Source organism: Nonomuraea sp. GTA35, assembly GCF_041950525.1.
GTDB lineage: Bacteria > Actinomycetota > Actinomycetes > Streptosporangiales > Streptosporangiaceae > Nonomuraea.
In genome coordinates, this window is the sequence record NZ_JBGNUV010000010.1 from 333,648 (window position 1) to 356,205 (window position 22,558).

The window sequence follows — 22,558 nt, forward strand, 5'->3', positions numbered from 1 at the left end:
TAACCGTACGACGGCGGGATAACGTCGAACAAGCTGCGACGTATCCGTTGGGTATCCGAGGGGGTTTTGACCCGGGACCGCCGGGAGGGGGATGGCTGGCGATCCCGGGAGTGGCGAACCCGCCTCGCGCAGGGACGGGTCCGCACGCCCACTACCCCGGCGGTGCCTGTTCAGTCAGCAAATGCCCGCGGAGTTCGGAGATTGCCGCGGGGGAGAGCCCGAGCACCTCCCTGACGTAGCCCTCGACGGAGCCGTGCCGGGCCGTGAGGTCGGTGAGGAAGAGCCGCATGGCCTCGGCGGGCGCGAGCCCGAACCCCGGCCACAGGGGCGCGTCGGGGTGCCGCCTCGTCCAGTCGGCGACGAAGCGCTCGGTGGCCAGGCCGGTGAGCGCGTAGTCCGCCACGATGTCGTCCTCGCTCACCCCCGCCAGCGACAGGACGAGCGCGGTGAGCACTCCCGTACGGTCCTTGCCTGCCGCGCAGTGCACGACCACGGGCGCGTTGTCGGCCCGCGCGATGGTCTCCAGGGCGGTCCTGAGGTTCTCGACGCCGTCCTCGGTGACCTCCAGGTAGCGGTCGGCGAGGTAGCGGGCGACGCCCAGCTCCTCGCTGTAGGCGCCGGTGTCCCAGCGGCGCCCTTCGATGGGCAGGTTCTGGTAGTGCTGGCCCTCGGACTCGGGGACCCGTCCGGCCCTCTCGACCTCGTACGGGTGGCGCAGGTCGATGACGCTGCGCACGCGCAGCGCCCGGAAGGCCGTCAGGTCGGCTCCGGTCAGCCAGCCCAGTGAGTCGGCCCGGTAGAGCCGCTGCCATCTGACGGTGCGCCCGTTGCCGGCGGCATAGCCGCCTACGTCGCGGAAGTTGCAGAGATTGGTGAACTCGATGTGGCGGATCACCCTTAACAGACTAATTGGCGGGTGTCTTCGCCTCCGGGACCCCAGCGGTCTCCTTGGCCTCCTGCGTTTTCCGCTCCGCGAGCTCGCGCCGGATCAGCAGTATCCAGCCGCCGACCGCGATGCCGATGAACAGCCACCACTGCACGCCGTACGCCAGGTTGAGCCCGCCTCCCGCGCCGACGTCGGGCTCGGGCACCGGCGCGGGCGCCGAAGCGGGCTTGGGCTGCTGCTCGGTCAGCTCGACGTAGCCGCCCACGAGGCGGTAGGGCAGGCCCTGCCCGATCTTGCCGGCGTCGATGAGGAGCACCTGGCCGGCAGGCAGGCCGGGGCGGTCGGTGATGCCGCTGTTCTCCTCGGTCTCGCTGGGGCGTAGCCGCCCCGTTACAGTTACCTGCCCGGTGGGCGCGGCGGGCACCTCGGGCGCGGCGTCGGCGGTGGCGCCGGCGGGCACCCAGCCCCGGTTGACGAGCACGCCCGTGCCGCCGCCGGTGACCAGGGGGGTCAGCACGTAGTAGCCGTTGCGTCCCTCCTGGGGGCGGCGGCGGACGACGAGCTCGTGGGCCGCGTCGTACGTCCCGGCGACCGTGACGCGCCGGAACCGGTCGCCCTCCTCGACCGGTCGGCCCGCGCTCGCGAGCCGCTCCAGCGGCACGGGTGCGGCCTCGATGTTGGCGGTCACCCGCTCGCTGTTGGCCGACCGCTCCTCAAACCGCCCGAACTGCCAGCGCCCGAGGAACACGAAGGCGGGGATGACCAGGAGCACCACCACGTGGAGCGCGAGCCATCTGGGCGTCAGCAGGAACCGGTACACGCCTTCCAGGTTAGGCACCGCCACCGGTGGTCCCGCACTCAGGCGCTCCGGACGTCGGCACCTTCCCCGGGAACGGGCGTGACCTCGCGCGGCCCGCCCACCTCGTGGCCGTCCGCGCAGCGGAAGCGCAGCTCGATGGGGGCGCCGCAGTCGCGGTGGGTGAGGATCACCGGCGGGCCCTCGTCGCCCGTCAGGTGCTTGTCGCCCCAGTGCATGAGCGCGACCAGCAGGGGATAGAGGTCGCGGCCCTTCTCGGTGAGCCGGTACTCGTCGCGCTGCCGCTGCCCCGGCTCGCGGTACGGCTCCTTGCGCAGCAGGCCCTCGTCGACCAGCCGGGCCAGGCGCGCGCTGAGCACCTGGCGGGGGGCGCCGGTGATCGCCTGCATGTCGGCGAACCTCCGCACGCCGCTGAACGCCTCGCGCAGCACCAGGAAGGTCCACTTCTCCCCGACGATGTCCAGGGTGCGCTCGATCGAGCAGTTGTTCACCCGGAAGGGAACGTTCATTTTTGCATTATACCTGAGTTCAGTTGACAGACTCAGCCGTCGAGGAGCAGGCTGGGTCTATGCAGGGAACTCAGATCCGCCCGGCCCGTCCAGACGACGAGGAGCGGATCAGACGCTTCCTGGCCGGCCTGTCGCTGCACACGCAGACGCTCCGGTTCTTCACCGGCGTCTCCAAACCCGCCGCCGGCCTCGTCCGGGTACTGCTGTCGGTGGACGAACGCCGCGACGCGCTCGTGGCGACCACGGAGTGCGGTGAGATCGTCGGCCACGCCATGAGCTTCAAGGGCGACTGCGCCGACGTGGAGATCGCCGTGGTCGTGGCGGACGAGTGGCAGGGCCGCGGCCTGGGGCCGAGGCTGGTGGACACGCTGCTGCTGCGGGCCTCCGTGCGCGGTGCCAGGACCGTGGGCATGGACGTCCTGGGCGAGAACCGGCGCGTGCTCAGGCTCGTCCGGCGGCTCTGGCCGGACGCCACGATGACGGTGGCTTCCGGCTCGGTCGAGGTAACCGCTATGATCGATCAGGCTGGCCTATTTGCGGAACAAGGTTCTGGTGCCACACCATTGACAGCGTGAAGAGTGTCAAGAACGGACGCGACGGCCGCACACGCATCATCGAGGGCGCCCTCCGCCGTTTCAGCCAGGACGGCGTCTCCGCCACCACCCTGGCCAGCCTCCGTGAGGAAAGCGGCGTCAGCGTCGGCAGCTTCTACCACCACTTCGCCAGCAAGGAGCACGTCTTCGGCGTGCTGTACGGCGAGATCCTCGACTCCTACCAGGCCAACTTCCTCGCCGAGCTGGTCCGCCACGAGGACGCCCGCGCCGGCATCGAGGCCATCGTGGCCTTCCACATGCGGTGGGCGGGCGAGCACCCCGAGCGGGCCAGGCTGCTCATCAGCGAGCGTCCGCCGCGCAAGCACGAGCCGGGCGGCGCGGAGGTGGCGGAGGCGCGGCGCGCGTTCTTCCGCCAGGTCTCCGACTGGTGGCGGCCGCACATGAAGAACGGCCGGCTCCAGCCCGTCCACGCGACCATGTGTTACGTGTTGTGGCTCGGCCCTGCGCAGGAGATGTGCCGGTTGTGGTTCGCGGGGGCGCACACGCCGACGGAGGAGGAGATCAAGGGGCTGGGCGAGGCGGCCTGGCAGAGCCTGCGCCAGCGGGCGGAATGAACCCTGCGCGGGGAGCGATGATCTGAGCACCGTCTGTGGTGTTATTGTCCAAATGTGAGACGACCTCGGGCGCTGGTGCTGCCCACCTTGCCGGAGCGCGCGCTCGCCCGCCTGGGTGAGATCGCCGAGCTGACCGAGGTTCCCGCACGACCGAGCCTCGGCTTCACCGACGAGCAGCTGGCCGACCTGGTCATCGAGACCGGCGCGACCGTGCTCATCACCGACGGCGACCAGGTGCGCACGTCGGTGCTCGGCCTGCACCTGGACGTCGTGGCCAGCATGGGCCCGCCGGCGAGCGTGGATCTGAGGCTGGCGGCCGAGCGCGGGGTGACCGTCCTGCACGCCCCCGAGCGCGACTCCGAGGCGGTGGCCGAGCTGACGCTCGCGCTGCTGTTCGCGGTGAGCAGGAACATCGTCAGCGCCGACCGCGAGGTGCGCAGGGGGCGTGTCTACCACGCTCCCGTCCATCAGAGCAGGGTGCCTCCGGCGCAGCGCCACCGCGGCCGAAGGCTGACCGGGCGCACGTTCGGCATCGTCGGCCTGGGCCGGGTCGGCAGGGCCCTGCGCTGGCGGTGCGAGGGCCTGGGCATGAAGGTGATCGTCTGCGACCCGTTCGTGGCCGAGGCCACCCACACGCTGTCCGGGCTGCTCGCCGAGGCCGACGTGGTCTCCCTGCACGTGCCGCTCACCGAGGAGACGCGGGGATTGTTCGGCTACACCGAGTTCGGCGCGATGCGGCCGGGGTCGATCTACCTCAACACCTCGCGCGGAGCGCTGCACGACCTGCGGGCGCTGGTCGACGCGCTGCGCGAGGGCCAGGTGGGCGGCGCCGGGCTCGACCACTTCGAGGGCGAGTGGCTCGACCGGGCCCATCCCCTGACCCGGCTGCCGAACGTGGTGCTCACGCCCCGGCTCGCCGAGGCCACCGGGGAGAGCCGGGAGGAGCTGGCGGAGACGCTGGTGGAGGACATCGCGCGGCTGCTGCGCGGGGAGCGGCCCGCGCACGCGTACGTGCCCGCGTGGAGGGCGTAGCGGCGGATCAGGCCAGCTGGCGCAGACGCGTGGGAACGTGCCAGCTCGCGCGGTCGAGCGAGATGTCCAGCCGCAGGTCACCACGCTGCCTGCGCAACCCGGGCACGCGCACCCTGTCGTGCACGTCGAACCTGCCCCGATGCGGATAACCGAACCCCAGCTCACCCGGCAGCACCCGGAGATCATCACGGTTGCCGCAGTGCGGGCACGTCCACGAGACCAGGTCCAGGCCGCGGTTGTAGTCGGAGCAGGCGCTGAAGTACTCGTCCGGCCTGAATCGGGACTCGCAGGCCAAGCAGGGGATCAGCATGAGGTCCGCTCCTCGGGACGATGTTTCGGTACGCATAGAGATACCGCGCGTCACTTGTCCGTCGCTTGCAGAATGCTTGGGTGTTTAAGTAACAGTATGAGCACTGTCGGTATCAGATCATGCTCGTGAGCCGGCGGTGAAAGGATGCTCCTGTGGAACGACTGCGCCATCACCTCCTCGACACCGGATACACGATCGACGGCGTACGCGAACGCCTGGGCAGCATGGCGGCCTCGGCGCTGGCCCGCGAGGAGCTGGTGCCGGCCCTGCGCGCGACCGCCGGCGGCGACCCGCTGGGCACGCTGATCAGGCTGTGGTGGCTCGGCGTCCCCGTCCCGGCCAAGTCCGTGCCGCCGGAGGTGCTCGAATCGGGGCTGGTCGAGGCCGACGGCGACCAGGTCTCCGCCACCGTGCACCTCCAGCCGTGGGAGACCGGTGGCTACCTGGTCTCCGACAGGAAGGTGCGGCCCGGCGACCCCGCGCTGCGGCCCGACCACGTGGTGGGGGCCGGCGGCGCCTCGGCCAACCTGGCCCAGCTCGTCACCCGCCGCCCGGTGGGGCGCGCGCTCGACCTGGGCACCGGGTGCGGGGTGCAGGTGCTGCACCTGGCGGGGCGGGCCGAGCGGATCGTGGCCACCGACCTCAACCCGCGCGCCCTGGAGCTGGCCCGGCTGAGCTGGGAGCTGTCCGGGGTGGGCGAGGTGAACGCGCGCGTGGGCTCGATGTTCGAGCCGGTCGAGGGGGAGCTGTTCGACCTGGTCGTGAGCAACCCGCCGTTCGTCATCGCCCCGGCCCGCGCGGGCAAGCTGACCTACCGGGAGTCGGGCCGCGAGGGCGACGACTTCTGCCGCGACCTCGTCCGCCGCACGCCCCGCCACCTCAACCCCGGCGGCCAGGCCCACTTCCTGGCCAACTGGCTGCACGTCGAGGGCGAGGACTGGCACGACCGGGTCGGCGGCTGGCTGGGCGAGACCGGCTGCGACGCCTGGGTGGTGCAGCGCGACGTGCAGGACCCGGCCGAGTACGTCGAGCTGTGGCTCAAGGACGCGGCCGAGCAGGGCACGAGCGCGTACACCGAGCACTACGACCGGTGGCTGGGCTGGTTCGACGAGCGGCGGATCGAGGGCATCGGGTTCGGCTGGATCACGATGCGCAACTCCGGCACGCTCGACCCGGTCGTGCGCGTCGAGCACCTGGCCCACCAGGTCGCGCTGCCGGTCGGCGACTACGTCGACTCCGTGATCGACGCCATCGCCGCCGCGCACCGGGCGCAGGGGCTGGACGCCGCGCTGTTGCGCACCGCCGACGGGCTGCTCGACGAGCGCATCGGCCTGCCGGGCGCGGAGGACCCGATCCGCATCGTCCTGCGCCAGACGCAGGGGCTGCGGCGCAGCAGGGAGGTCGGCACGGTGGAGGCCGCGCTGGCCGGCGTGTGCGACGGCGAGCTGGCGCTCGGGCCGCTGCTCAACGTGATCGCCGAGCTGGTCGGAGACGGCGAGATCCCCGACTCCGACGCGGTCAGGCCCTTGATCGCGGAGGGTTACTTCCTCCTTTGATTCGGTGTTGATCGGACGTCAACCCCGGTGTTGGATGCTGGGGGCCTGGACACGGACCTGGGGGGTTCGAGGGCCGTGTCAGGTCCGGCCGGTCGTCCGGAGTGAGGCGGCTAGCCGTTGCGCGGAGCATCCGGACAACCGGGCCCCCTAGCGACGCGTGACGGCAGGATGGCCGGCCGGGCTGAACACATCCGATTTCCTAGGGACAGCCTTGATCAACCATGTGTGGATGACACGTCTGGACGACGAGCTGTACTCAGGACTCGACGACGGGCCCATCGCCGGCGGGTTCGGGAGTGGAGAGGCTGTCGAGCAGGACCTTGAGATCCCCGGCCTCGGGAGCGCCGAGCCTGGAGAAGATGTCGAAGGCCTGCCGTAGACAGTCCAGGCTTCTCGTCGTGCTGCCGAGACCGCGCAGCGCCTTGCCCAGCACGGTGAGCGAGAGCGCCTCGCCGTACGGGTGGCCGATCTCGCGGGCGACCACGAGCGCCTGCTCGGCGTGGCGGACCGCGTCGGGATACCGCTCGGCGGCGATGAACGTCTCGGCCAGCCGGGAGCACACCCGCTGCTCCCAGACGCGCTGCTTGCTGGCGCGGAAGAACGCCAGGCACTCGGCGTGGTGGTGCACGGCCTCGGTGAGGCGGCCCACCCTGCTCAGGACGATGCCGAGATGGTAGCGGGCGCGGGCGGTGCCGGCGCCGCTGCCGATCTCGGTGAAGATGGCCAGGCCCTTCTCCGCCGCCGCGATCGCGTCCTCGGCGCGCCCCAGGCCCAGGTGGTCGCGGGCCGAGTAGCTGAGGACCAGCGCCTCGCCGGCCGGCACGCCGTTCTCGCGGTACCACCGCATGGCGGCCTCGAACAGCGACAGCGCCTCGGTGTGGCGGCGCTGGCGGCCGACGACGACGGCCAGGGCGTTCAGCACCTCGCCGGTGACGATCTTCTCCTGGCGGGCGCGCGACAGCTCGTGCACGACCCTGAAGTGCTGCTCGGCGTCCTTGAGCCGGTTGTCGGCGAACAGCACCCGGCCCAGCACGTAACGGGCACGCAGCTCGCTGCCCTGGTCGGCGTTGCGCTGCGAGGTGGCCAGCACGGCCCTGGTGCTGTGGTCGAACTCGCGCGTGTGGGTGCCCGCCTCCAGCAGCGGCTCCATCGCCACCAGCAGGTCCGCGGCGGGCAGCAACTGCTCGGCGGTACGGGCCGTCGCGGCGGCCTGGTCGATGGCCGCGAACAGCGAGTCGCCCTCGGAGATCAGCCAGGCCACGGCCTCGTCCACGCTCGTGAAGGTGAGCCCGCTGCCGACGACCACGAGGTTGGCGGGGATCATGCTGCCCTCGTAGGCCAGGGTGTGCGCCGACTGGGCCGAGGCCAGGTAGAAGCCGAGCAGCCGGCGCAGCGCCATCGTACGGGCCTGGGGCCGCTCGCCCCTGTCCAGCGCCCGGCGGGCGAACAGCTTGAGCAGGTCGTGGAAGCGGTAGCGGCCGGGCGCGGGCGCCTCCAGCAGGCTGGCGTCCACCAGCGACTCCAGCACCTCCTCGGCCTCGAACGCGCTCATCGACAGCACGGCCGAGGCGGCCCCGACGGAGATGTCCGGCCCGTTGGGCAGCGACAGCAGGCGGAAGGCGCGGGCCTGGGTGGGGGTGAGCTGCCCGTACCCGAGCGCGAACGTGGCCTCCACGGCCAGGTTGCCTACGCGCAGCTCGTCGAGGCGGCGCTGCTCGTCGGCCAGCCTGGGCACCAGCGAGGCGACCGTCCAGGAGGGCCGGGCGGCGAGCCGGGAGGCCACGATCCGCACCGCCAGCGGCAGGAACCCGCACGCGGCCACCACGTCCATGGCCGCGCCGTGCTCGGCGGCGACCCGCTCGGCGCCGGCGACGGAGGAGAACAGCGACAGCGCCTCGTCCGGCTCCATCACGTCGAGGTCCACGAGCTTGGCCGACGGCAGGTCGGCCAGCTTGACCCGGCTGGTGACGATGGCGGCGCACCCGGGCGTGCCCGGCAGCAGCGGGCTGACCTGCTCGGCGTCGCGGGCGTTGTCCAGCAGCACGAGGATGCGGCGCTCGGCCAGGATGGAGCGGTAGAGCGCGGAGCGCTCCGCCGGGGCGTCCGGGATGACGTCGGGCGGCACGCCGAGAGCGCGCAGGAAGCCGCCCAGCGCCGACTCGGGCGCGAGGGCCTGGTCGGTGTAGCCGCGCAGGTCGGTGTAGAGCTGGCCGTCGGGGAAGACGTCGTCCACCAGATGCGCCACGTGCACGGCCAGGGTGGTCTTGCCGACGCCGCCGATGCCGGAGATCGCGGCGATGGGCACGCCCTCGGCCGCCGGCTGGGCCGACAGGAGCGTGCGCAGGCGTACCGCGATCTCCTTGCGGCCGGTGAAGTCGCTGACGGCGGCCGGGAGCTGGGCCGGGCGCGGCAGCTCCAGCGCCGGCTGCTGCTCCTCCTCGCCCGCGGGCTCCTCCTCGTAGGGCACTTCCGCGGCGGCGAGCGTCGGGTCGGCGGCGAGGATGCGCTGGTGCAGCGCGGACAGCTCGGGGCCGGGCTCGATGCCCAGCTCGTCGATGAGCGCCTCGCGGGTCTCGGTGAAGACGTTGAGCGCGTCGCCCTGCCGGCCGCAGCGGTACAGGGCCAGCATGAGCTGGGCGCGCAGCCGCTCGCGCAGCGGGTGGTCGGCGGTGAGCGCGATCAGCTCGGACACGATCTTGGCGTGGTTGCCGAGCTCCAGGTCGACGTCCATGAGCGTCTCGACGACGCTGATGCGCCGCTCGACCAGGCGGTCGCGCTGGTGCTCGGAGTAGGGGCCGACGGTGCCGGCCAGCGGCTCGCCCTCGAACAACGCCAGCGCGGCCCGCAGGGTGCGCGCGCACTCGGCCGGCTTGCCGGCCTTGCGGGCGGCCTCGGCCTGCTGGATGCCGCGCTCGAAGCGGGTCAGGTCGAGGGAGTCCTCCGGCAGGCGCAGCGCGTAGCCGCGGCCGATCGAGGTGAGCAGCTCGGGGCGGGAGCGGGCGGGCCTGTCGGGTTCGAGCACGGTGCGCAGCCTGGAGACGTACGTGCGCAGCGCGCCCAGGGCCCGCGGCGGGGCCTCCTCGCCCCACACCGCGTCGATCATCTCGTTGGGGGTGACCGCGTGGCCTTCCCGCAGGAGCAGCATGCCGAGGATGGAGCGCTGCAGCGGGGTGCCCAGGTCGAGTTCCTGGCCATCACGCCACGCGCGGACAGGACCGAGCACGGCGAACCGCAGCCCGCTCTCAACGCTCTGACCAGCCATGCCGTCTGTCTCCAAGCCAATGGAACGATTTGTTACCAAATGATAGATCCATCACTGCTCGTCCCCTAGATCCAGGCAGATCGTTCATCTGCGCGTTGATCCGCCGTTAATAGGGTTTTGAGCCCGTCCCCGGATGCTGGTGGCCGGAGCCACACGTGATACGCACCGCGGGGGCGTGTGTCATGTAGAGGCCGTGCAGGCGGGAAAAAATACCGGCCCCGCCCTCCAATGTCGGGCGGGGCCGTCGGTGAACGGTTTTCAGGCTGCCTCGACCAGTCCGAGCCTCATGAGCAGCCGCTCGCGTACGAGCGGCCATTCGGAGTTCAGGATCGAGTAGAACGCGGTATCTCGGACCGTGTTGTCGGCGCCTCGGCTATCCGCTCGCCGCACCCCGTCGAAGTGTGCGCCGAGCGCCTCGATGGCGGCCCGGGATCTGGTGTTGCGTACGTCTGCCTTCAAGGTGATGCGGTGGACGTTCCACGTCTCGAAGGCGTGCGACAGCAGGAGGAACTTGCTCTCCCGGTTGACACCCGTGCCCTGGGCGCCGGCGCCCAGCCAGGTGTAACCGATGTCGGCCACGGACGGAACGTCACCCACCGCACCGCGTGTACCCGGAGGCCAGGGCATGGGGCCCTGCCAGTACTCCAGGTTCATGAGACGGGTGGCACCGACCACGCGGTCGGTGTTCAGCCACCGGATGGCGAAGGGCAACGTGCGGCCCTCCGCCTGCTCAGCCATGGCGGCCTTCACGTAGGAGACCACCTCGTCCCGGCCGTTCGGGACGCGAGTGAAGGTGTAGGTGGAGCGGTCTTCACTCGCCGCGGCGACCAGGTCATCGACCGCCGCGAGGCTGAGAGGCTCCAGGCGCACGAGGCGCCCGGACAAGGTGACAAGAGCGGGCATGAGCACATGATGGGGGTTGCCTGACGTGCACGTAACCAGGCCGTGCGAACCAACTTTCCGCCGGTTTTCTCCCGGCGGAGTTTCCGCAGGTCAAAGGCCCCTTTTGGGGGATGGTAAACCCGCTCTTGGGGAAAGATTCGCCTAACCGTGACCCTAGCCGCCGCACAGGGCGGGACGTGGCTTCGGCAGCGCGCCGCGGCGGCTCGACGACAGCTCTCGCAGACCCTCCGAGAGGAAGTCGAGATTGTCGGCGATCCACGGCAGCCGGAGCGGATCCGGGCTGTTCAGGGCGGCCAGGCGCTCCTGCGCGGAGTCGCCGTAGAGCAGGCTCACCGCGACGCGCACCCGGGCGGCCGAGGGGTCGTCGCCGAAGGCGTGCCCCGGCAGGACGCCGATGCCGTGCTCCTCCAGCAGGAGCTTGGTGATCTCGGCGGAGCCGCCGAGCCTCAGGTGAGCGAGGTCGGGATAGAGGTAGAAGCCGCCCTGGGGCTCCGGGACGTCCGCCCCGGCCTCGACGAACCTCTCGTACACCGCCCGCGCGACCAGGCCGTGCAGCCGGCGGCTGCGGGCGATGCGCTCGGTCAGCTCGGACGGGTCGCCGAAGGCGTAGGCGGCGGCCTCCTGCACGGGCGCCGCGGGCGCCGACCAGATCTCGCTGGCCACGGCGAGCAGGCGGGTACGCAGCAGGTGACCGTTCTCCGGGAGCCTGGCCACGCCGATCCGCCAGCCGCCCAGCGCCAGGCTCTTGCTCAGCCCGGTGGTGATGATCGTGCGCTCGGGCGCCAGATCGGCCGGCGAGGTGTACGGCAGGGCCGGGTCGTGCACGAGGTCCCGGTAGATCTCGTCGGAGATGATCGTCAGGTCGAGCTCCCTGGCCACCCGCACGAGGCGGGCGACGGTGGCGGGCGGGGCCAGCCGTCCCGTCGGGTTGTCGGGCAGCGTCACCAGGATCGAGCTGACCGTCCTGCCCTGCGCTCTGGCCCGGACGACCTCGGCCGTCACCAGGTCAGGATCGGGAACGCCGCCTTCTCCTGGTGGTGCGGGCACCAGGAGGGGGCGGGAGCCGACCAGATCGGCCTGCGCGGCGTAGCTGACCCAGCTGGGCATGGGCAGGACGATGTCTCCGCCGATCGCCAGCAGCAGGCCGTACAGCAGTGACTTGCTGCCCGGTCCGCTGACGACCAGCTCGGGGTCGGTGACGAGCCCCCGTCGTGTCCAGTAGCCCGCCGCCGCGGCCCGGAGCCCGGACGCCCCCGCGACCGGCCCGTAGCCGTTGCACTCGGAGGCGGCGGCCAGCCTGTCGCGCAGCGCCGGGTGGACGGGCAGACCGGCCTCACCGAAGGCCAGGTGCAGCACACGTTCCCCGGCGCGTCGTCTTCGTTCGATGTCCTCATTCGCCGCCAGAGTGGCGGACAAGGTAACGGTCATGTTTGTCACGTTCCCAGGGTGGTTGGATGAAGGCATCAGCACAAGCGAGGCTTTTTGTGGGTAGGCATAAGGAAGTCTGATGCTCGAATTGCGGCGTTTGGTCCTGATCTGCGAGTTCGCCAGGAAGGGAAGTATCGCGGCGGCGGCCGAATCGCTCGGTTACAGCCCGTCCGCGGTCTCCCAGCAACTGGCCGCGCTCGAACGCGAGACCGGCACGGCCCTCATCGACAGGACGGCGCGCAGCGCCGAGCTGACCGACGCGGGCCGGCGGCTGGTCCTGCATGCCGAGCGCATCCTTTCGATGGTGGAGGAGGCGGAGTCCGACCTGTCCGCGCACGCGGGCAAGCCCGCGGGACGTGTCGTGGTGACCGCCTTCCCGACGGCGGCGGTGGCGTTCGCGCCGGCGCTCGCCCGCTCACTGCGCCGCCACACCGAACTGACGCTCCGGCTGGGCCAGAGCAGGTCCGGGCGCGGCATGCGCGAGGTGCAGTCCGGCGAGGTCGACATCGCGCTCGTGGACGACTGGTACGGCGGCGTGCGCGACAGCGAGACCCTGCGGGTCTTCCCGCTGCTGCGCGACCCCCTCGTGCTGGTGGTGCCGCGCAAGCACCGCCTGGCCGACCCCGAGGTGCCGCTCGACCTGCGCGAGCTGCGCGACGAGCCGTGGATGGCCACGCCCGACGGCGAGCCCTCGCGGCTGGCGGTGGACCGCCTGCTGGTGGACGTGGGCGGCACCCGGCCGACGCCGTGGGAGTTCGAAGGTCTGGGAACCATCCTCTCGCTGGTCGCCAAGGGCATCGGCATCGCCGCCGTGCCCGCGCTCGCCCTGGCCGCGGGGGTCCGCGGCCTGGCCGTGCGGCAGTTCCCCGGCAACCCCGTCGGGCGGGACGTGCACGCCGTGGCACGCGGGTCCAGCGTGCACCGGCCGTCGGTGTCGGTGACGCTGCGGGCCATCCACGTGGCCGCGCGTTACCTGGCGGCCGATCTGGACCCCGTCCGTCCCGCCGGGCGGACCCGGGACAGCGGGCCGGCCGGCGAGGAACTGCTGCGCTATCCGGTGCGCTCCGCGAGCGACGTGGTGGGCCGCTCGTTCGGGGAGTGAACCCTCCGGGAACGAACGCGATAGCGTCTGCGCCTATGGCGCCGACGTACGACATCGAGCAGCTCCTGCTCTCCCAGCCCAGCATCCGCACGGTCGCGGGTGTCGACGAGGTGGGCCGCGGCGCGTGGGCAGGGCCCGTCACGGTCTGCGCGGTCGTCACCGACCTGACCGAGCCGCCGGCCGGGCTGACCGACTCCAAGCAGGTCTCCGAGGCCAAGCGCGGGCCGCTGGCCCTGGAGCTGGCCGCGTGGGCGGCCGGCATCGGCTACGGCGAGGCCACTCACCAGGAGATCGACACCCTCGGCATGACCGGGGCGCTGCGCAGGGCCGCGCGCAGGGCGCTGGAGTCGCTCCCCGCCCGCCCCGACGCGGTGATCCTCGACGGCAAGCACGACTACATCGGCGCGCCGTGGCCGGTGCGGCTGGAGGTCAAGGGTGACGCGGCGAGCATCTCCGTGGCCGCCGCCTCCGTGCTGGCCAAGGTGCGGCGCGATGCGTACATGGCGACGATCGGCTGCGAGGAGTACGGCTTCGCGGAGAACGCCGGCTACCCGTCGCCCGTGCACCAGGAGGCCCTCGCCCGGCTGGGGCCGACCCCGCATCATCGGCTTTCATGGTCATACCTTGACGAGCTGCCCCAGTGGCGGCATCTCAAGCATCACCGTGATCCTCTGGCGGGTGAGGGGCAGGAAAGTCTCTTCGCCTAGCCCGGTCAAGGTTTGCGCATGGCGGCCGCGATCCTGCCGGTGATCGGCCATCATTCGGGGAATGCGGATCGGGATCTTTGTCGTCGCCGGCTTGTTCCCCGGGCAGGAGCCTGGGCGGGTGCTCGCGAACGCCGTCGAGTGGATCGTCGCGGCCGAGGAGGCCGGGTTCGACGACGCGTGGATCGCCGAGCACCACTTCATGCCGTACGGGGTGTGCCCGTCGCCCGCGACGCTGGCCGCGGTCGCGATCGGCAGGACCACGCGCATCGGGCTCGGCACGGCCGTGAGCGTGCTGTCCACGCAGCACCCCGTGGCGCTGGCCGAGCAGGCCGCCATGTTGCACCACCTGTCCGGCGGGCGGTTCACGCTCGGCGTGGGCAGGGGCGGGCCGTGGGTGGACCTGGAGGTGTTCGGGACCGGGCTGGAGCGGTACGAGCGCGGCTTCGCCGAATCGCTCGACCTGCTGGTGGACGCCCTGTCGGGCGGCGGGTCCGTGGCCGCTGACGGCGATTTCTTCCGGTTCAGGGAGGTGGCGATGGTGCCGCCGGCGCGGATGCGGCCGGTGGTCGCGTGCACCTCCGAGGGGACCGTGGAGCTGGCCGCCGCGCGCGGGCTGCCCATGCTGCTGGGGCTGCACATCGGGGACGAGGACAAGGCCGCCCTGGTCAAGCGGTACGGGGGCGGGGGCGGGGCCGGGCACGTGGCGGCGGGGCTGGCGTACGTGGCCGACTCGACGCAGGAGGCGGTGCGCGAGCTGAAGGCGGCGATGCCTGCCTGGCTCGGGCCCGGGCTGGCCGGGTACGTGCCGGTGGACGATCGGCCGCGCAAGGTGCGGGATGTCGGTGAATATGTGGATCTGTTGACGAAGATCCATCCGGTGGGGTCCGCCGCGCACTGTGCCGAGACGTTGCTGCGTACCGCGGAGAACACCGGGATCGAGCACTTCGTCCTGCTCGTGGAGGGGCTGGGGGAGCACGAGCGGACGCTGGCGAACATCAGGCGGTTCGGCGCCGAGGTGCTGCCGCTGCTGCGCTGAGCTTCCGGAGGTGCTGCTGCGCTGAGCGTTCCCGGGGTGAGCCGGGCTCGTGCCCGGCTCACCGGACGGGGGCTCAGCAGTCGACGAGCTCCGGCTTCTGGTTGAGGATCTGAGCGCGCGGGGTGACGAAGTCGGCCAGCGCCTTCGTCGCCGTCGGGTCGAAGACGGCCACCCGGTGGCAGTTCTGGAAGGCCAGGCGCACACCGTAGTGGCGCTCCAGCGCGCCACGCATGGAGTCGCTCGCCAGGCAGCGCAGGAGCTGGCCGCGGGCCTCCTCGGACGGCGGCGGCACCTGGTTGTCGGCGAACTCGGCCCCGCTGTGCTCACGCTGCTTGACCAGCTCGCTGATCAGCGACCACGCGTAGGGCAGCGAGTCGCGGACGCAGGCGAGGAACGCCGCGTCGTCCACCTCACCGGCTCTGGCCTGGTCGAGCAGATCGTTCGGAACGGTCAGCGACATGCTGTCTCCTCTCGAAGGGGGTTCACATTGACGCTAGGTCCCCGGAGGTAGGCGCTCCAGAATCCTTGCGGGGACAGTCGTGTGTTCTTGACGGCCGGGTCAGGGTCAGGGCCCGTAGACGAAGTCGGGGTCCACCTGGCCCGCCAGGTCGGCGCCGGTGCGCTCGTTGGCCCAGGCGCGGGCGTTGCGCAGGTGGAACTCCACGGTCTGGCGGCCGAAGCGGGCCCAGTCCTTCTCCTGCTCGTCGAGGGTCTTGCGGAGCAGCGCCAGCGCGTCGGAGTTGGCCGGCTCCAGGTCGTCGAGCGTGAAGTGGCGGCCCTGCTCCATGGCGCGGACGGCCGCCGAGTGCTCCATCCAGGTGAGCAGGTCGTCGCCCACGTGCTCGCGCAGGAAGTCGACGTCGGACTGGCCGTGCACCTTGTTGCCGATCACCGCCAGGGCCACGTCGTACCGGGCGGCGTACTCGCGGTACTGCTGGTAGACGCTGATGCCCTGCCTGGTGGGCTCGGCCACCAGGAACGTCAGGTCGAAGCGGGTGAACAGGCCGGAGGCGAAGGAGTCGGCGCCGGCGGTCATGTCCACCACGACGTACTCGCCGTGGCCGTCGATCAGGTGGTTGAGCAGCAGCTCCACCGCGCCGACCTTCGAGTGGTAGCAGGCGACGCCCAGGTCGTCCTCGCTGAAGGGGCCCGTGGCGAGCAGGCGCAGGCCGTCGGGGGTGGTCAGGCCGTACGGGTCGGTGGCCAGGTCCGCGAAGCGCAGGAGCGTGGAGCCGCGGCCGGGCGGGGTCGTCTTGACCATGACCTCGGCCGACGGGATGCGGGGGTTGGTGCCGCGCAGGCGGTCCTTGATCTCGGTGAGGTGGGCGCCGAGGGGCTCCGGCTGCCTGTCCAGGCCGAGCACCAGGGCCAGGTGCTGGTTGATGTCGGCGTCCATGGCCACCACCGGGGCGCCCTGGGCTGCCACGTGCCTGGCGAACAGGGCCGACATCGTCGTCTTGCCGCTGCCGCCCTTTCCGACGAACGCCACTCTCACTGTCTGCTCCAGATGAGGATGAAAATCGTTTCCGTTTGGGACGGTCACCATCATGCCACAGCCCGCGTTCGGCCGGGGGCTGTTTCGGAGCGCGTCTCGTGAGCGGCTGGGGGAGGCCGGCGGTGCCCGTCCTGTGGCGGGGTTCCGCCGGAGGGCGGCAGGCGTGCGCGGGTGAAGGGCGGGCTGCTCCGCGTCAGGCGCAGATGGCGTCCAGGTTGACCGGGGACTCGGCCCCGGGGCTGGTGGACGGGGTGTGGGCCGGGGCGGTCCTGGTGGAGGCGTGGTCATCCAGGGCGTCGGAGACCTTGCGGCGGATCAGGTACCAGTCCGGGTCGGCGGTGTTGACGAGCGGCGGGACGAAGTTGAGGCTGCGGATCCTGGCGCTCTTGACCTTCTGGGACAGGTCCACGACCGCGGGCAGCAGGTCCTGGGGGAGGTCGGTGGAGATGGCGCGCTTGGTGGCGGCGGCGAGGCGTTCGAAGCTGTTGAGCACGGTGATCGGGTCCGCCTGCTTGGCCACGGCGTTGAGCAGGCACTTCTGGCGGCCCATGCGCACGTAGTCGTCGCTGTCGGTGCGCGAGCGGCCGTACCAGAGGGCTTCCTGGCCGGACAGCTTGCGGGTGCCGGCGGGGAGGAGGCCCTCGCGGTGGCGGCCGTACACGATGGGGTCCTTGATGGTGACCTGCACGCCGCCCATGGCGTCGATGATCTCCGCGAAGCCCTTCATGTCGACCATGGCGTAGTAGTTCACGGGGATGCCGAGGATGTCGGAGATGGTCTGCTTGAGCAGGGTGGGGCCGCGCTGGCCCTTCGCCGCGCCGGGCACCATCTCCGGGTGGTCCTCGGCGTACTGGAAGACCTCGTTGAGCAGGCCGGGGGTGTCGGGGCCGCCGCCGGTGAAGCCGTACGGGAAGGCCTGCCTGGCCGGGCCCTCGGGGAGTTGCACCTGCTGGAGGTTGCGCGGCAGGCCGAACAGGACGGCGGCGCCCGTGTGCACGTCCACGCTGGCCACGGTCATGCTGTCGGTGCGCACGCCCGGCCGGCTCGGCGCGGAGTCGCCGCCGAGGAGCAGGAAGTTCACCCGCTCCGCCCCGTTCCACGGGTCCTGGGACAGCACGGGGGCGGCGGTGTTGCTGGGCGAGAACAGGGTGTTGACGACGTCACGCGACAGGTACGCCAGCCGCGTCGCGTACGCCGTGGGCGCCAGGACGAGCGCGCACAGCGCGATGGCCAGCGTGGTGCTCAGGAAGCGGCCGACGGTGTCGGAGCGGGCGGGGCGCACCAGCAGGAACGACCAGATGATCACGCCGGTCCACAGGAGTGCGATCGTCACCAGCGCGACCGTGAGCCAGATGAGCCAGCGGGGCTGGACGGCCAGCGACAGGAGGTGGGTGCTGAACGCGGTGAAGACGGTCAGCACGGCGGCCAGCATCACCACGTAGGCGGCCATGAGCGCCAGGCCGCTCTTGCGGCGCTCCGCGGCCAGGTGCGCGACCCCCCACAGCAGGGCCGAGGCCAGCGTGAGTGCGATGCTCGCACCCAGGCCAAAACGTCGATCTTCTCCCGTCATCCCTGGTCAAACCCCCATTGTGTGCCCATCCAAGTGACCCTAGTCAGGTGATGTGCGTGATAGGCGGTGCGTAAGGGAATGCTTCGGTCAAATACCCGTCAAGACCACCTTGAGATTTGACGTGAATGTGAGCAAGCGACACGGTAACTATGGGTTCGACGCGCCCTGGGCGCCGGCCGGTCTGGTCCTCGGCGCGATCGTGCTGGCGGGCCTGGCGGTGGCCTCGTTCGCGCTCGACATCCTCGCCGCCGGTCTCGCGTTCCTGTTCGGCGCGCTCTACACGCTGGCCAGCGCGGCGAGTCACCTCTACACGACGCGGCGCGGCAGGTTCGCGGTCTGGGCGGCGGAGCTCCAGCGGCTGCGCGGCGACGAGCGGCTGCTCGACCTGGGGTGCGGCAGGGGAGCGGTGCTGCTGCTCGCGGCCCAGCGGCTGGAGAAGGGCAGGGCGACCGGCGTCGACCTGTGGCGCATCAGGGGCCGCTCAGCCGACGCCGAGCCGGTGACCAGGGCGAACGCCGAGGCGGAAGGGGTCTCGGAGCGGGTGGAGCTGGTCACCGGCGACCTGCGGGACCTGCCGTTCGGCGACGAGGCCTTCGACGTGGTGGTGTCGAGCCAGGCCCTGCACGGCATCGACACCGCCGAGGGGCGGGAGAAGGCCGTGCGGGAGGCGCACCGGGTGCTGCGGCCGGGAGGGCTGATGCTGATCGCCGACTTCCGGAACACCTCCGACTACGAGGAGACGCTGCGCGGGCTCGGCGTGGTGGACGTGCGGCGGCGGGACGCGGGCTGGCGGTTCTGGTACGGCGGGCCCTGGTCCGCCACCTGCCTCGTGGAGGCCAGGAAACCCTCCGGGTAGGCGGTAGAAAGCGTTTGCCCGGCGCTCGTCGGGTATCCGGAGGAGCCTATGAGCGACGTGGAAACCGGCACCATCACCACCAAGGTGCCCGCGCGGCTGGACCGGCTGCCGTGGTCCCGCTGGCACTGGATGATCGTCATCGGGCTCGGCACCGTCTGGATCCTCGACGGGCTCGAGGTCACCATCGTCGGGAACCTGTCGGCCCAGCTCGCCAAGCCGGGCAGCGGCCTGGACATCACCCAGGCGCAGGTCGCGGGCACGGCCGCCGCGCTCTACGTGGCGGGCGCCTGCACGGGGGCGCTGTTCTTCGGCTGGCTGACCGACCGGTTCGGCAGGAAGAAGCTGTTCATCATCACGCTGGTCGTGTACCTGGTGGCGACGCTGCTGACCGCGTTCTCGTTCAGCGCGTGGTGGTTCTTCCTGTTCAGGTTCATGACCGGGTTCGGGATCGGCGGCGAGTACGCGGCCATCAACTCCGCCATCGACGAGCTCATCCCGAGCCGGCACCGGGGGCGCATCGACATCATCATCAACGGCAGCTACTGGCTCGGCGCGGCAGGCGGCGCGCTGCTGACCGTGCCGCTGCTGAACGACCTGCCGGTCAACATCGGCTGGCGGGTCGCCTTCGGGCTCGGCGTGGTGCTGGGCCTGGCCATCCTCCTCGTACGGCGGCACGTGCCGGAGAGCCCGCGCTGGATGTTCATCCACGGCAGGGAGCGCGAGGCGGAGCGGCTGGTGGACGACATCGAGGACCAGATCGGCAGGGACGACCTGCCGGAGCCCGAGCAGTCGATCACCATTCACCAGCGCAAGTCGATCGGGTTCGTCCGGATCGCGCACACGATGGTGGCCCTCTACCCCAAGCGCACGGTGCTGGGGCTCTCGCTCTTCATCGGGCAGGCGTTCCTCTACAACGCGATCACCTTCGGGTACGCGCAGATCCTGTCCACGTTCTTCCAGATCGACACGCACACGGGCTACTACTTCGCCGTCATCGCGATCGGGAACTTCCTCGGCCCCCTGCTGCTCGGCCACCTCTTCGACACCGTGGGCCGGGTCCCCATGATCTCGGCCACGTACATCGGGTCCGGGCTGCTCCTGCTGGGCACGGCCTGGCTGTTCAACGAGGGCATGCTCACCGCGGTGACGCTGACCGCGTGCTGGTCGGTCGTGCTGTTCGTGGCCTCGGCCGGGGCCAGCTCGGCCTACCTGACAGTCAGCGAGATCTTCCCGATGGAGACTAGGGCGATGGCCATCGCGTTCTTCTTCGCGGTCGGCACCGCGGCCGGCGGCATCGCGGGGCCGCTGGTGTTCTCCACGCTGGTGGAGAGCGGGGTGCCGGGGGACACGGCGCTCGCGTTCGGCATCGGCGCGATCATCATGATCGCCGCCGGGCTGGTCGAGCTGTTCCTCGGCGTCAAGGCCGAGCGCAAGGGGCTGGAGGCCATCGCGGCGCCGCTCTCGACGGCGAGCACGACGTGATGGCCTCCCAGCGGCTCATGACAGCGGACGCCACATCACGGGGAACACCCGGGGGCTGTCGGACAGGTACAGGTGCGGCACATCCACGAACACCCGCATCGGTCCCCGTTCCACCTCCAGTTTCGCGGCCATCGCCGTGTGCAGGTCGGCGAGCGGCAGGTAGTTGAGGTAACTGGTGTAGGCGTTCTGGGAGCGGAAGGCCGCGGTCATGACGAGCGCGCCCTCCCTGATCCGGAACGCCAGCCCGACCAGGCACGGCACCGAGTCGTACCCCTCGCCGGGCGCGGTCAGCGAGATCCACGCGCTCTTGCTGTACGGCTTGGCCCGCAGCAGGTCGGCCGCCCATCCGAGCTGGCCGCCCATCCTCGCCCCGTAGCTGTACTTGAACGGCGGCACCACCGTCTGCTCGCTGAACTTCCTGCGGTAGAGCGCCAGCCGGTCCGGGTCGCCGTACCGCGCGATGATCGGATCGTCCCCGCTGACCCGCGCGATCTCGAACAGCACGGACGGTGCCTCGATGACCGGACCCCGATCGTCGTCGGCGAGGGTGCCCGCCGACCATACATGGCGCATCAACCTGATCCACGCCTCCCCACACGACGCCCATTCTGCTGGGCCGGGCATTTATCCCTCCATATTGGAAATTGGGTACGGGTTGCGAGGAAGCCGGCGCCGTCTGCTGACGTTGCAGCGGATGTAGTAGACGCCGTAGTGCACCAGCGCGACGAGCAGGATGCCGGTCATGAGCAGGAGCAGGTTGGGCTCCTGGCCGCTGAGGCCGGTGACGCCGACGGTCAGGTAGGTCGAGTTGACCGTGGCGAGCACCATGACGTTGACGCCCGGCCAGGCGAGCGGTGCGTAGGTCTCGGGGAAGCGCGGATCGACCGGCAGGTTCGGGCTCCAGTCGAGGTCGTCCCTGAGTTTCGTGGTGTACAGCAACCGGAAGTTGTTGATCGCGCGGGCGGTGCGGGCGTGCGCGTTGACGGCCTCGATGAGGCGCAGGTACGGCAGCACGCTCAGCACGCCGAACGCGACGACCAGGGCGAACAGGTACCACGGGACGGCCTGCCACCTGGTGAGGCTCTGCGGGTCGACCACCTTGGCGCTGGCCAGCGCGATGGCGGCGAAGAACGGCCCCGACAGCAGGCTCAGCGAGAGCCTGGTCATCTTCAGCCGCTCCTCCTTCGCGGCGAGGTGGACCGCGTAGACACCGTTGAAGTCCACCGCTGCAAGCTGGAGGAACTGGCTCGGCGCCAGGTCGTCCTCCTTGACCATGCGATGGGGGATCTTTCGCATGAGCGCGCTCCTGGTTGCTGTGACTCCAGTATGAGCGCATTTTTCAGGAATGGGCCGAGATTCCTACCAATTGTTCCAACAAATCTCAACTCACCGAAGTCAGGTGAGTCAGGCTCTCCGCATGATCGATGTACGCCGACGGGAGACCGTACAGCAGGGCCGCCATCTCCCGGTCGTGGATCACCGGCAGGGCGGCCACCGCGTCGCCGGCCAGGCCCCTGCAGTACGCGATCGTGTCGGCCGTCATGCGGCTCGCCCGCACCCTGCGCAGCACCTCCGCCACCTGCTCGTCGGTGATGCCCCGGCCCGGCAGCTCGCCCAGCTCGATCCCCGACATGAGCAGGGGAAGGCTGTAGACGCCCTGCCGCAGGTCGTTGCCCGCCGGCTTGCCGAGCTGCTCGCTGGTGGCGGTCAGGTCCAGCAGGTCGTCGAGCACCTGGAAGATCAGCCCGAACTTCTCCCCGTACGTCGCCATCCGCGCCCTGTCCTCGGCCGGCGCGTGCGCGCACACCGCCGCCACCAGGCAACCGGCCCTGAAGAGCGCGGCCGTCTTGCCGGTGATGGACCGCAGCGCGCTCTCCCGGGTACGCGCCGCGTCGAACAGGGCGGCCGTCTCCAGGTACTGGCCCTCCGCCAGCTCCACCACGGCCGCCGCCAGCACCTCCGCCACCGGCCTCGACACGTGGGTGATCGCCGCCAGCCCGGCCCTGGCCAGCATGAAGTCCCCGATCACCAGCGCCTTGCCGTCGCCCAGCTCGGCGTTGAGCGTCCTGGCGCCCCGGCGTTCGGTGGCCCGGTCCATGAGGTCGTCGTGCACCAGCGAGCCCGCGTGGACGAGCTCGACGCAGGCGGCGGCCGTGATCACGCGGCGGTCGGGCGTCTTGCCGAGCGCGAGGGAGGTGGCCAGCGTCATGGCGGGCCGCAGCCGCTTGCCGCCCGCCGAGACGACGCGTCCGGCGCCGGCGTTGATGGCGGGCAGCGCGGAGGAGCCGCTCAGCCGCCGGATCCTGGCTTCCACCTTGGCCAGCCCGGCGGCGATGGCCGGGCTGCGCAGTAGTTGATCCATGGTGCCCAGCCTGCGTCCCGGCCCCTGAGCCACGCCTGAGAAACGCTGAGGGGCCTCTCAGCGTGCCCTTCAGCGAG

The 22,558-nt window shown here is 71.0% G+C and carries 22 protein-coding genes; 9 read left to right on the plus strand and 13 right to left on the minus strand.

Annotated features, from left to right (window positions below):
• Positions 1-151: 151 nt before the first annotated feature.
• From ACBJ32_RS38370 to ACBJ32_RS38380, 3 genes are read right to left on the minus strand one after another with little or no spacing between them, the layout of a single operon-like run.
• Positions 152-895, minus strand: coding sequence for a tyrosine-protein phosphatase (locus ACBJ32_RS38370; RefSeq protein ID WP_375130899.1), 744 nt, complete (start codon positions 893-895; stop codon positions 152-154).
• Between the two features lie 10 nt (positions 896-905).
• Positions 906-1,706: an SURF1 family protein gene (locus tag ACBJ32_RS38375; protein ID WP_375130900.1), complete on the minus strand. Its 801-nt coding sequence runs from the start codon at positions 1,704-1,706 to the stop codon at positions 906-908.
• A gap of 38 nt (positions 1,707-1,744) precedes the next feature.
• A complete protein-coding gene (locus tag ACBJ32_RS38380; protein WP_375130901.1) occupies positions 1,745-2,212 on the minus strand; it encodes a winged helix-turn-helix transcriptional regulator in 468 nt (155 codons plus the stop codon).
• A 59-nt stretch (positions 2,213-2,271) separates the two neighbouring features.
• Here ACBJ32_RS38380 and ACBJ32_RS38385 point away from each other — a divergent pair, with 59 nt between their 5' ends.
• Genes ACBJ32_RS38385 through ACBJ32_RS38395 form a run of 3 tightly spaced genes read left to right on the plus strand, consistent with a single transcriptional unit; the run spans position 2,272 to position 4,412 of the window.
• Positions 2,272-2,787, plus strand: coding sequence for a GNAT family N-acetyltransferase (locus tag ACBJ32_RS38385; protein ID WP_375130902.1), 516 nt, complete (start codon positions 2,272-2,274; stop codon positions 2,785-2,787).
• Positions 2,784-3,380 (plus strand): TetR/AcrR family transcriptional regulator, encoded by a 597-nt coding sequence (locus ACBJ32_RS38390; protein WP_357880765.1) that lies wholly within the window; start codon positions 2,784-2,786, stop codon positions 3,378-3,380. Before ACBJ32_RS38385 ends, ACBJ32_RS38390 begins: the two co-directional genes overlap by 4 nt.
• A gap of 54 nt (positions 3,381-3,434) precedes the next feature.
• Entirely contained in the window at positions 3,435-4,412 is a 978-nt protein-coding gene (locus ACBJ32_RS38395) for an NAD(P)-dependent oxidoreductase (protein WP_375130903.1), read from the plus strand.
• Between the two features lie 7 nt (positions 4,413-4,419).
• Here the strand turns inward: ACBJ32_RS38395 and ACBJ32_RS38400 are convergent, their stop codons facing one another.
• On the minus strand, positions 4,420-4,722 hold the full coding sequence (locus ACBJ32_RS38400) for a hypothetical protein (RefSeq protein WP_375130904.1): 303 nt from the start codon (positions 4,720-4,722) through the stop codon (positions 4,420-4,422).
• A gap of 152 nt (positions 4,723-4,874) precedes the next feature.
• Between ACBJ32_RS38400 and ACBJ32_RS38405 the strand changes: the two genes are divergently transcribed.
• Entirely contained in the window at positions 4,875-6,278 is a 1,404-nt protein-coding gene (locus ACBJ32_RS38405; protein WP_375130905.1) for a methyltransferase, read from the plus strand.
• Between the two features lie 256 nt (positions 6,279-6,534).
• Here ACBJ32_RS38405 and ACBJ32_RS38410 read toward each other — a convergent pair whose 3' ends face one another.
• From ACBJ32_RS38410 to ACBJ32_RS38420, 3 genes are all read right to left on the minus strand, one after another.
• The gene (locus tag ACBJ32_RS38410; RefSeq protein ID WP_375130906.1) at positions 6,535-9,540 is read right to left on the minus strand and encodes a BTAD domain-containing putative transcriptional regulator; all 3,006 of its coding nucleotides are present in this window, start codon (positions 9,538-9,540) and stop codon (positions 6,535-6,537) included.
• A 258-nt stretch (positions 9,541-9,798) separates the two neighbouring features.
• The gene (locus tag ACBJ32_RS38415; protein WP_375130907.1) at positions 9,799-10,443 is read right to left on the minus strand and encodes a GNAT family N-acetyltransferase; all 645 of its coding nucleotides are present in this window, start codon (positions 10,441-10,443) and stop codon (positions 9,799-9,801) included.
• Positions 10,444-10,596: 153 nt separating this feature from the next.
• A complete protein-coding gene (locus tag ACBJ32_RS38420; RefSeq protein ID WP_375130908.1) occupies positions 10,597-11,871 on the minus strand; it encodes a pyridoxal phosphate-dependent aminotransferase in 1,275 nt (424 codons plus the stop codon).
• A gap of 79 nt (positions 11,872-11,950) precedes the next feature.
• On the opposite strand from ACBJ32_RS38420, the gene ACBJ32_RS38425 reads away from it, so the two are divergent.
• The 3 genes from ACBJ32_RS38425 to ACBJ32_RS38435 all read left to right on the plus strand — a co-directional run bounded on the left by ACBJ32_RS38425 (position 11,951) and on the right by ACBJ32_RS38435 (position 14,716).
• Entirely contained in the window at positions 11,951-12,973 is a 1,023-nt protein-coding gene (locus tag ACBJ32_RS38425; protein ID WP_375130909.1) for a LysR family transcriptional regulator, read from the plus strand.
• Between the two features lie 35 nt (positions 12,974-13,008).
• Positions 13,009-13,680, plus strand: a complete 672-nt coding sequence (locus ACBJ32_RS38430; protein WP_375130910.1) for a ribonuclease HII — start codon at positions 13,009-13,011, stop codon at positions 13,678-13,680.
• Between the two features lie 61 nt (positions 13,681-13,741).
• Positions 13,742-14,716 carry an LLM class flavin-dependent oxidoreductase gene (locus tag ACBJ32_RS38435; protein WP_375130911.1) on the plus strand — a complete coding sequence of 325 codons (975 nt, stop codon included), beginning with the start codon at positions 13,742-13,744 and terminating at the stop codon, positions 14,714-14,716.
• A 73-nt stretch (positions 14,717-14,789) separates the two neighbouring features.
• Here the strand turns inward: ACBJ32_RS38435 and ACBJ32_RS38440 are convergent, their stop codons facing one another.
• The 3 genes from ACBJ32_RS38440 to ACBJ32_RS38450 all read right to left on the minus strand — a co-directional run bounded on the left by ACBJ32_RS38440 (position 14,790) and on the right by ACBJ32_RS38450 (position 17,781).
• Positions 14,790-15,176 carry an SCO5389 family protein gene (locus ACBJ32_RS38440; protein WP_357880795.1) on the minus strand — a complete coding sequence of 129 codons (387 nt, stop codon included), beginning with the start codon at positions 15,174-15,176 and terminating at the stop codon, positions 14,790-14,792.
• Positions 15,177-15,281: 105 nt separating this feature from the next.
• Positions 15,282-16,211, minus strand: a complete 930-nt coding sequence (locus tag ACBJ32_RS38445; RefSeq protein WP_375130912.1) for an ATP-binding protein — start codon at positions 16,209-16,211, stop codon at positions 15,282-15,284.
• 193 nt (positions 16,212-16,404) lie between these two features.
• Positions 16,405-17,781 (minus strand): LCP family protein, encoded by a 1,377-nt coding sequence (locus tag ACBJ32_RS38450; protein WP_375130913.1) that lies wholly within the window; start codon positions 17,779-17,781, stop codon positions 16,405-16,407.
• 127 nt (positions 17,782-17,908) lie between these two features.
• Between ACBJ32_RS38450 and ACBJ32_RS38455 the strand changes: the two genes are divergently transcribed.
• Positions 17,909-18,637: a class I SAM-dependent methyltransferase gene (locus tag ACBJ32_RS38455; protein ID WP_375130914.1), complete on the plus strand. Its 729-nt coding sequence runs from the start codon at positions 17,909-17,911 to the stop codon at positions 18,635-18,637.
• 48 nt (positions 18,638-18,685) lie between these two features.
• On the plus strand, positions 18,686-20,119 hold the full coding sequence (locus ACBJ32_RS38460; protein ID WP_375130915.1) for an MFS transporter: 1,434 nt from the start codon (positions 18,686-18,688) through the stop codon (positions 20,117-20,119).
• A 15-nt stretch (positions 20,120-20,134) separates the two neighbouring features.
• Here the strand turns inward: ACBJ32_RS38460 and ACBJ32_RS38465 are convergent, their stop codons facing one another.
• The 3 genes from ACBJ32_RS38465 to ACBJ32_RS38475 all read right to left on the minus strand — a co-directional run bounded on the left by ACBJ32_RS38465 (position 20,135) and on the right by ACBJ32_RS38475 (position 22,481).
• Positions 20,135-20,692, minus strand: a complete 558-nt coding sequence (locus ACBJ32_RS38465) for a hypothetical protein (RefSeq protein ID WP_375130916.1) — start codon at positions 20,690-20,692, stop codon at positions 20,135-20,137.
• Positions 20,693-20,743: 51 nt separating this feature from the next.
• On the minus strand, positions 20,744-21,415 hold the full coding sequence (locus ACBJ32_RS38470; protein ID WP_375130917.1) for a hypothetical protein: 672 nt from the start codon (positions 21,413-21,415) through the stop codon (positions 20,744-20,746).
• An 85-nt stretch (positions 21,416-21,500) separates the two neighbouring features.
• A complete protein-coding gene (locus ACBJ32_RS38475) occupies positions 21,501-22,481 on the minus strand; it encodes a polyprenyl synthetase family protein (protein ID WP_375130918.1) in 981 nt (326 codons plus the stop codon).
• Between the last annotated feature and the right edge of the window lie 77 nt (positions 22,482-22,558).

Coding starts and splice junctions, on each gene's coding strand:
- ACBJ32_RS38450 (WP_375130913.1), bottom strand. CDS start 17,781: ATGACGGGAGAAGATCGACGTTTTGGCCTGGGTGCGAGCATCGCACTC.
- ACBJ32_RS38420 (WP_375130908.1), bottom strand. CDS start 11,871: ATGACCGTTACCTTGTCCGCCACTCTGGCGGCGAATGAGGACATCGAA.
- ACBJ32_RS38385 (WP_375130902.1), top strand. CDS start 2,272: ATGCAGGGAACTCAGATCCGCCCGGCCCGTCCAGACGACGAGGAGCGG.
- ACBJ32_RS38400 (WP_375130904.1), bottom strand. CDS start 4,722: ATGCTGATCCCCTGCTTGGCCTGCGAGTCCCGATTCAGGCCGGACGAG.
- ACBJ32_RS38430 (WP_375130910.1), top strand. CDS start 13,009: ATGGCGCCGACGTACGACATCGAGCAGCTCCTGCTCTCCCAGCCCAGC.
- ACBJ32_RS38425 (WP_375130909.1), top strand. CDS start 11,951: ATGCTCGAATTGCGGCGTTTGGTCCTGATCTGCGAGTTCGCCAGGAAG.
- ACBJ32_RS38380 (WP_375130901.1), bottom strand. CDS start 2,212: ATGAACGTTCCCTTCCGGGTGAACAACTGCTCGATCGAGCGCACCCTG.
- ACBJ32_RS38410 (WP_375130906.1), bottom strand. CDS start 9,540: ATGGCTGGTCAGAGCGTTGAGAGCGGGCTGCGGTTCGCCGTGCTCGGT.
- ACBJ32_RS38475 (WP_375130918.1), bottom strand. CDS start 22,481: ATGGATCAACTACTGCGCAGCCCGGCCATCGCCGCCGGGCTGGCCAAG.
- ACBJ32_RS38435 (WP_375130911.1), top strand. CDS start 13,742: ATGCGGATCGGGATCTTTGTCGTCGCCGGCTTGTTCCCCGGGCAGGAG.
- ACBJ32_RS38460 (WP_375130915.1), top strand. CDS start 18,686: ATGAGCGACGTGGAAACCGGCACCATCACCACCAAGGTGCCCGCGCGG.
- ACBJ32_RS38415 (WP_375130907.1), bottom strand. CDS start 10,443: ATGCCCGCTCTTGTCACCTTGTCCGGGCGCCTCGTGCGCCTGGAGCCT.
- ACBJ32_RS38465 (WP_375130916.1), bottom strand. CDS start 20,692: ATGCGCCATGTATGGTCGGCGGGCACCCTCGCCGACGACGATCGGGGT.
- ACBJ32_RS38470 (WP_375130917.1), bottom strand. CDS start 21,415: ATGCGAAAGATCCCCCATCGCATGGTCAAGGAGGACGACCTGGCGCCG.
- ACBJ32_RS38440 (WP_357880795.1), bottom strand. CDS start 15,176: ATGTCGCTGACCGTTCCGAACGATCTGCTCGACCAGGCCAGAGCCGGT.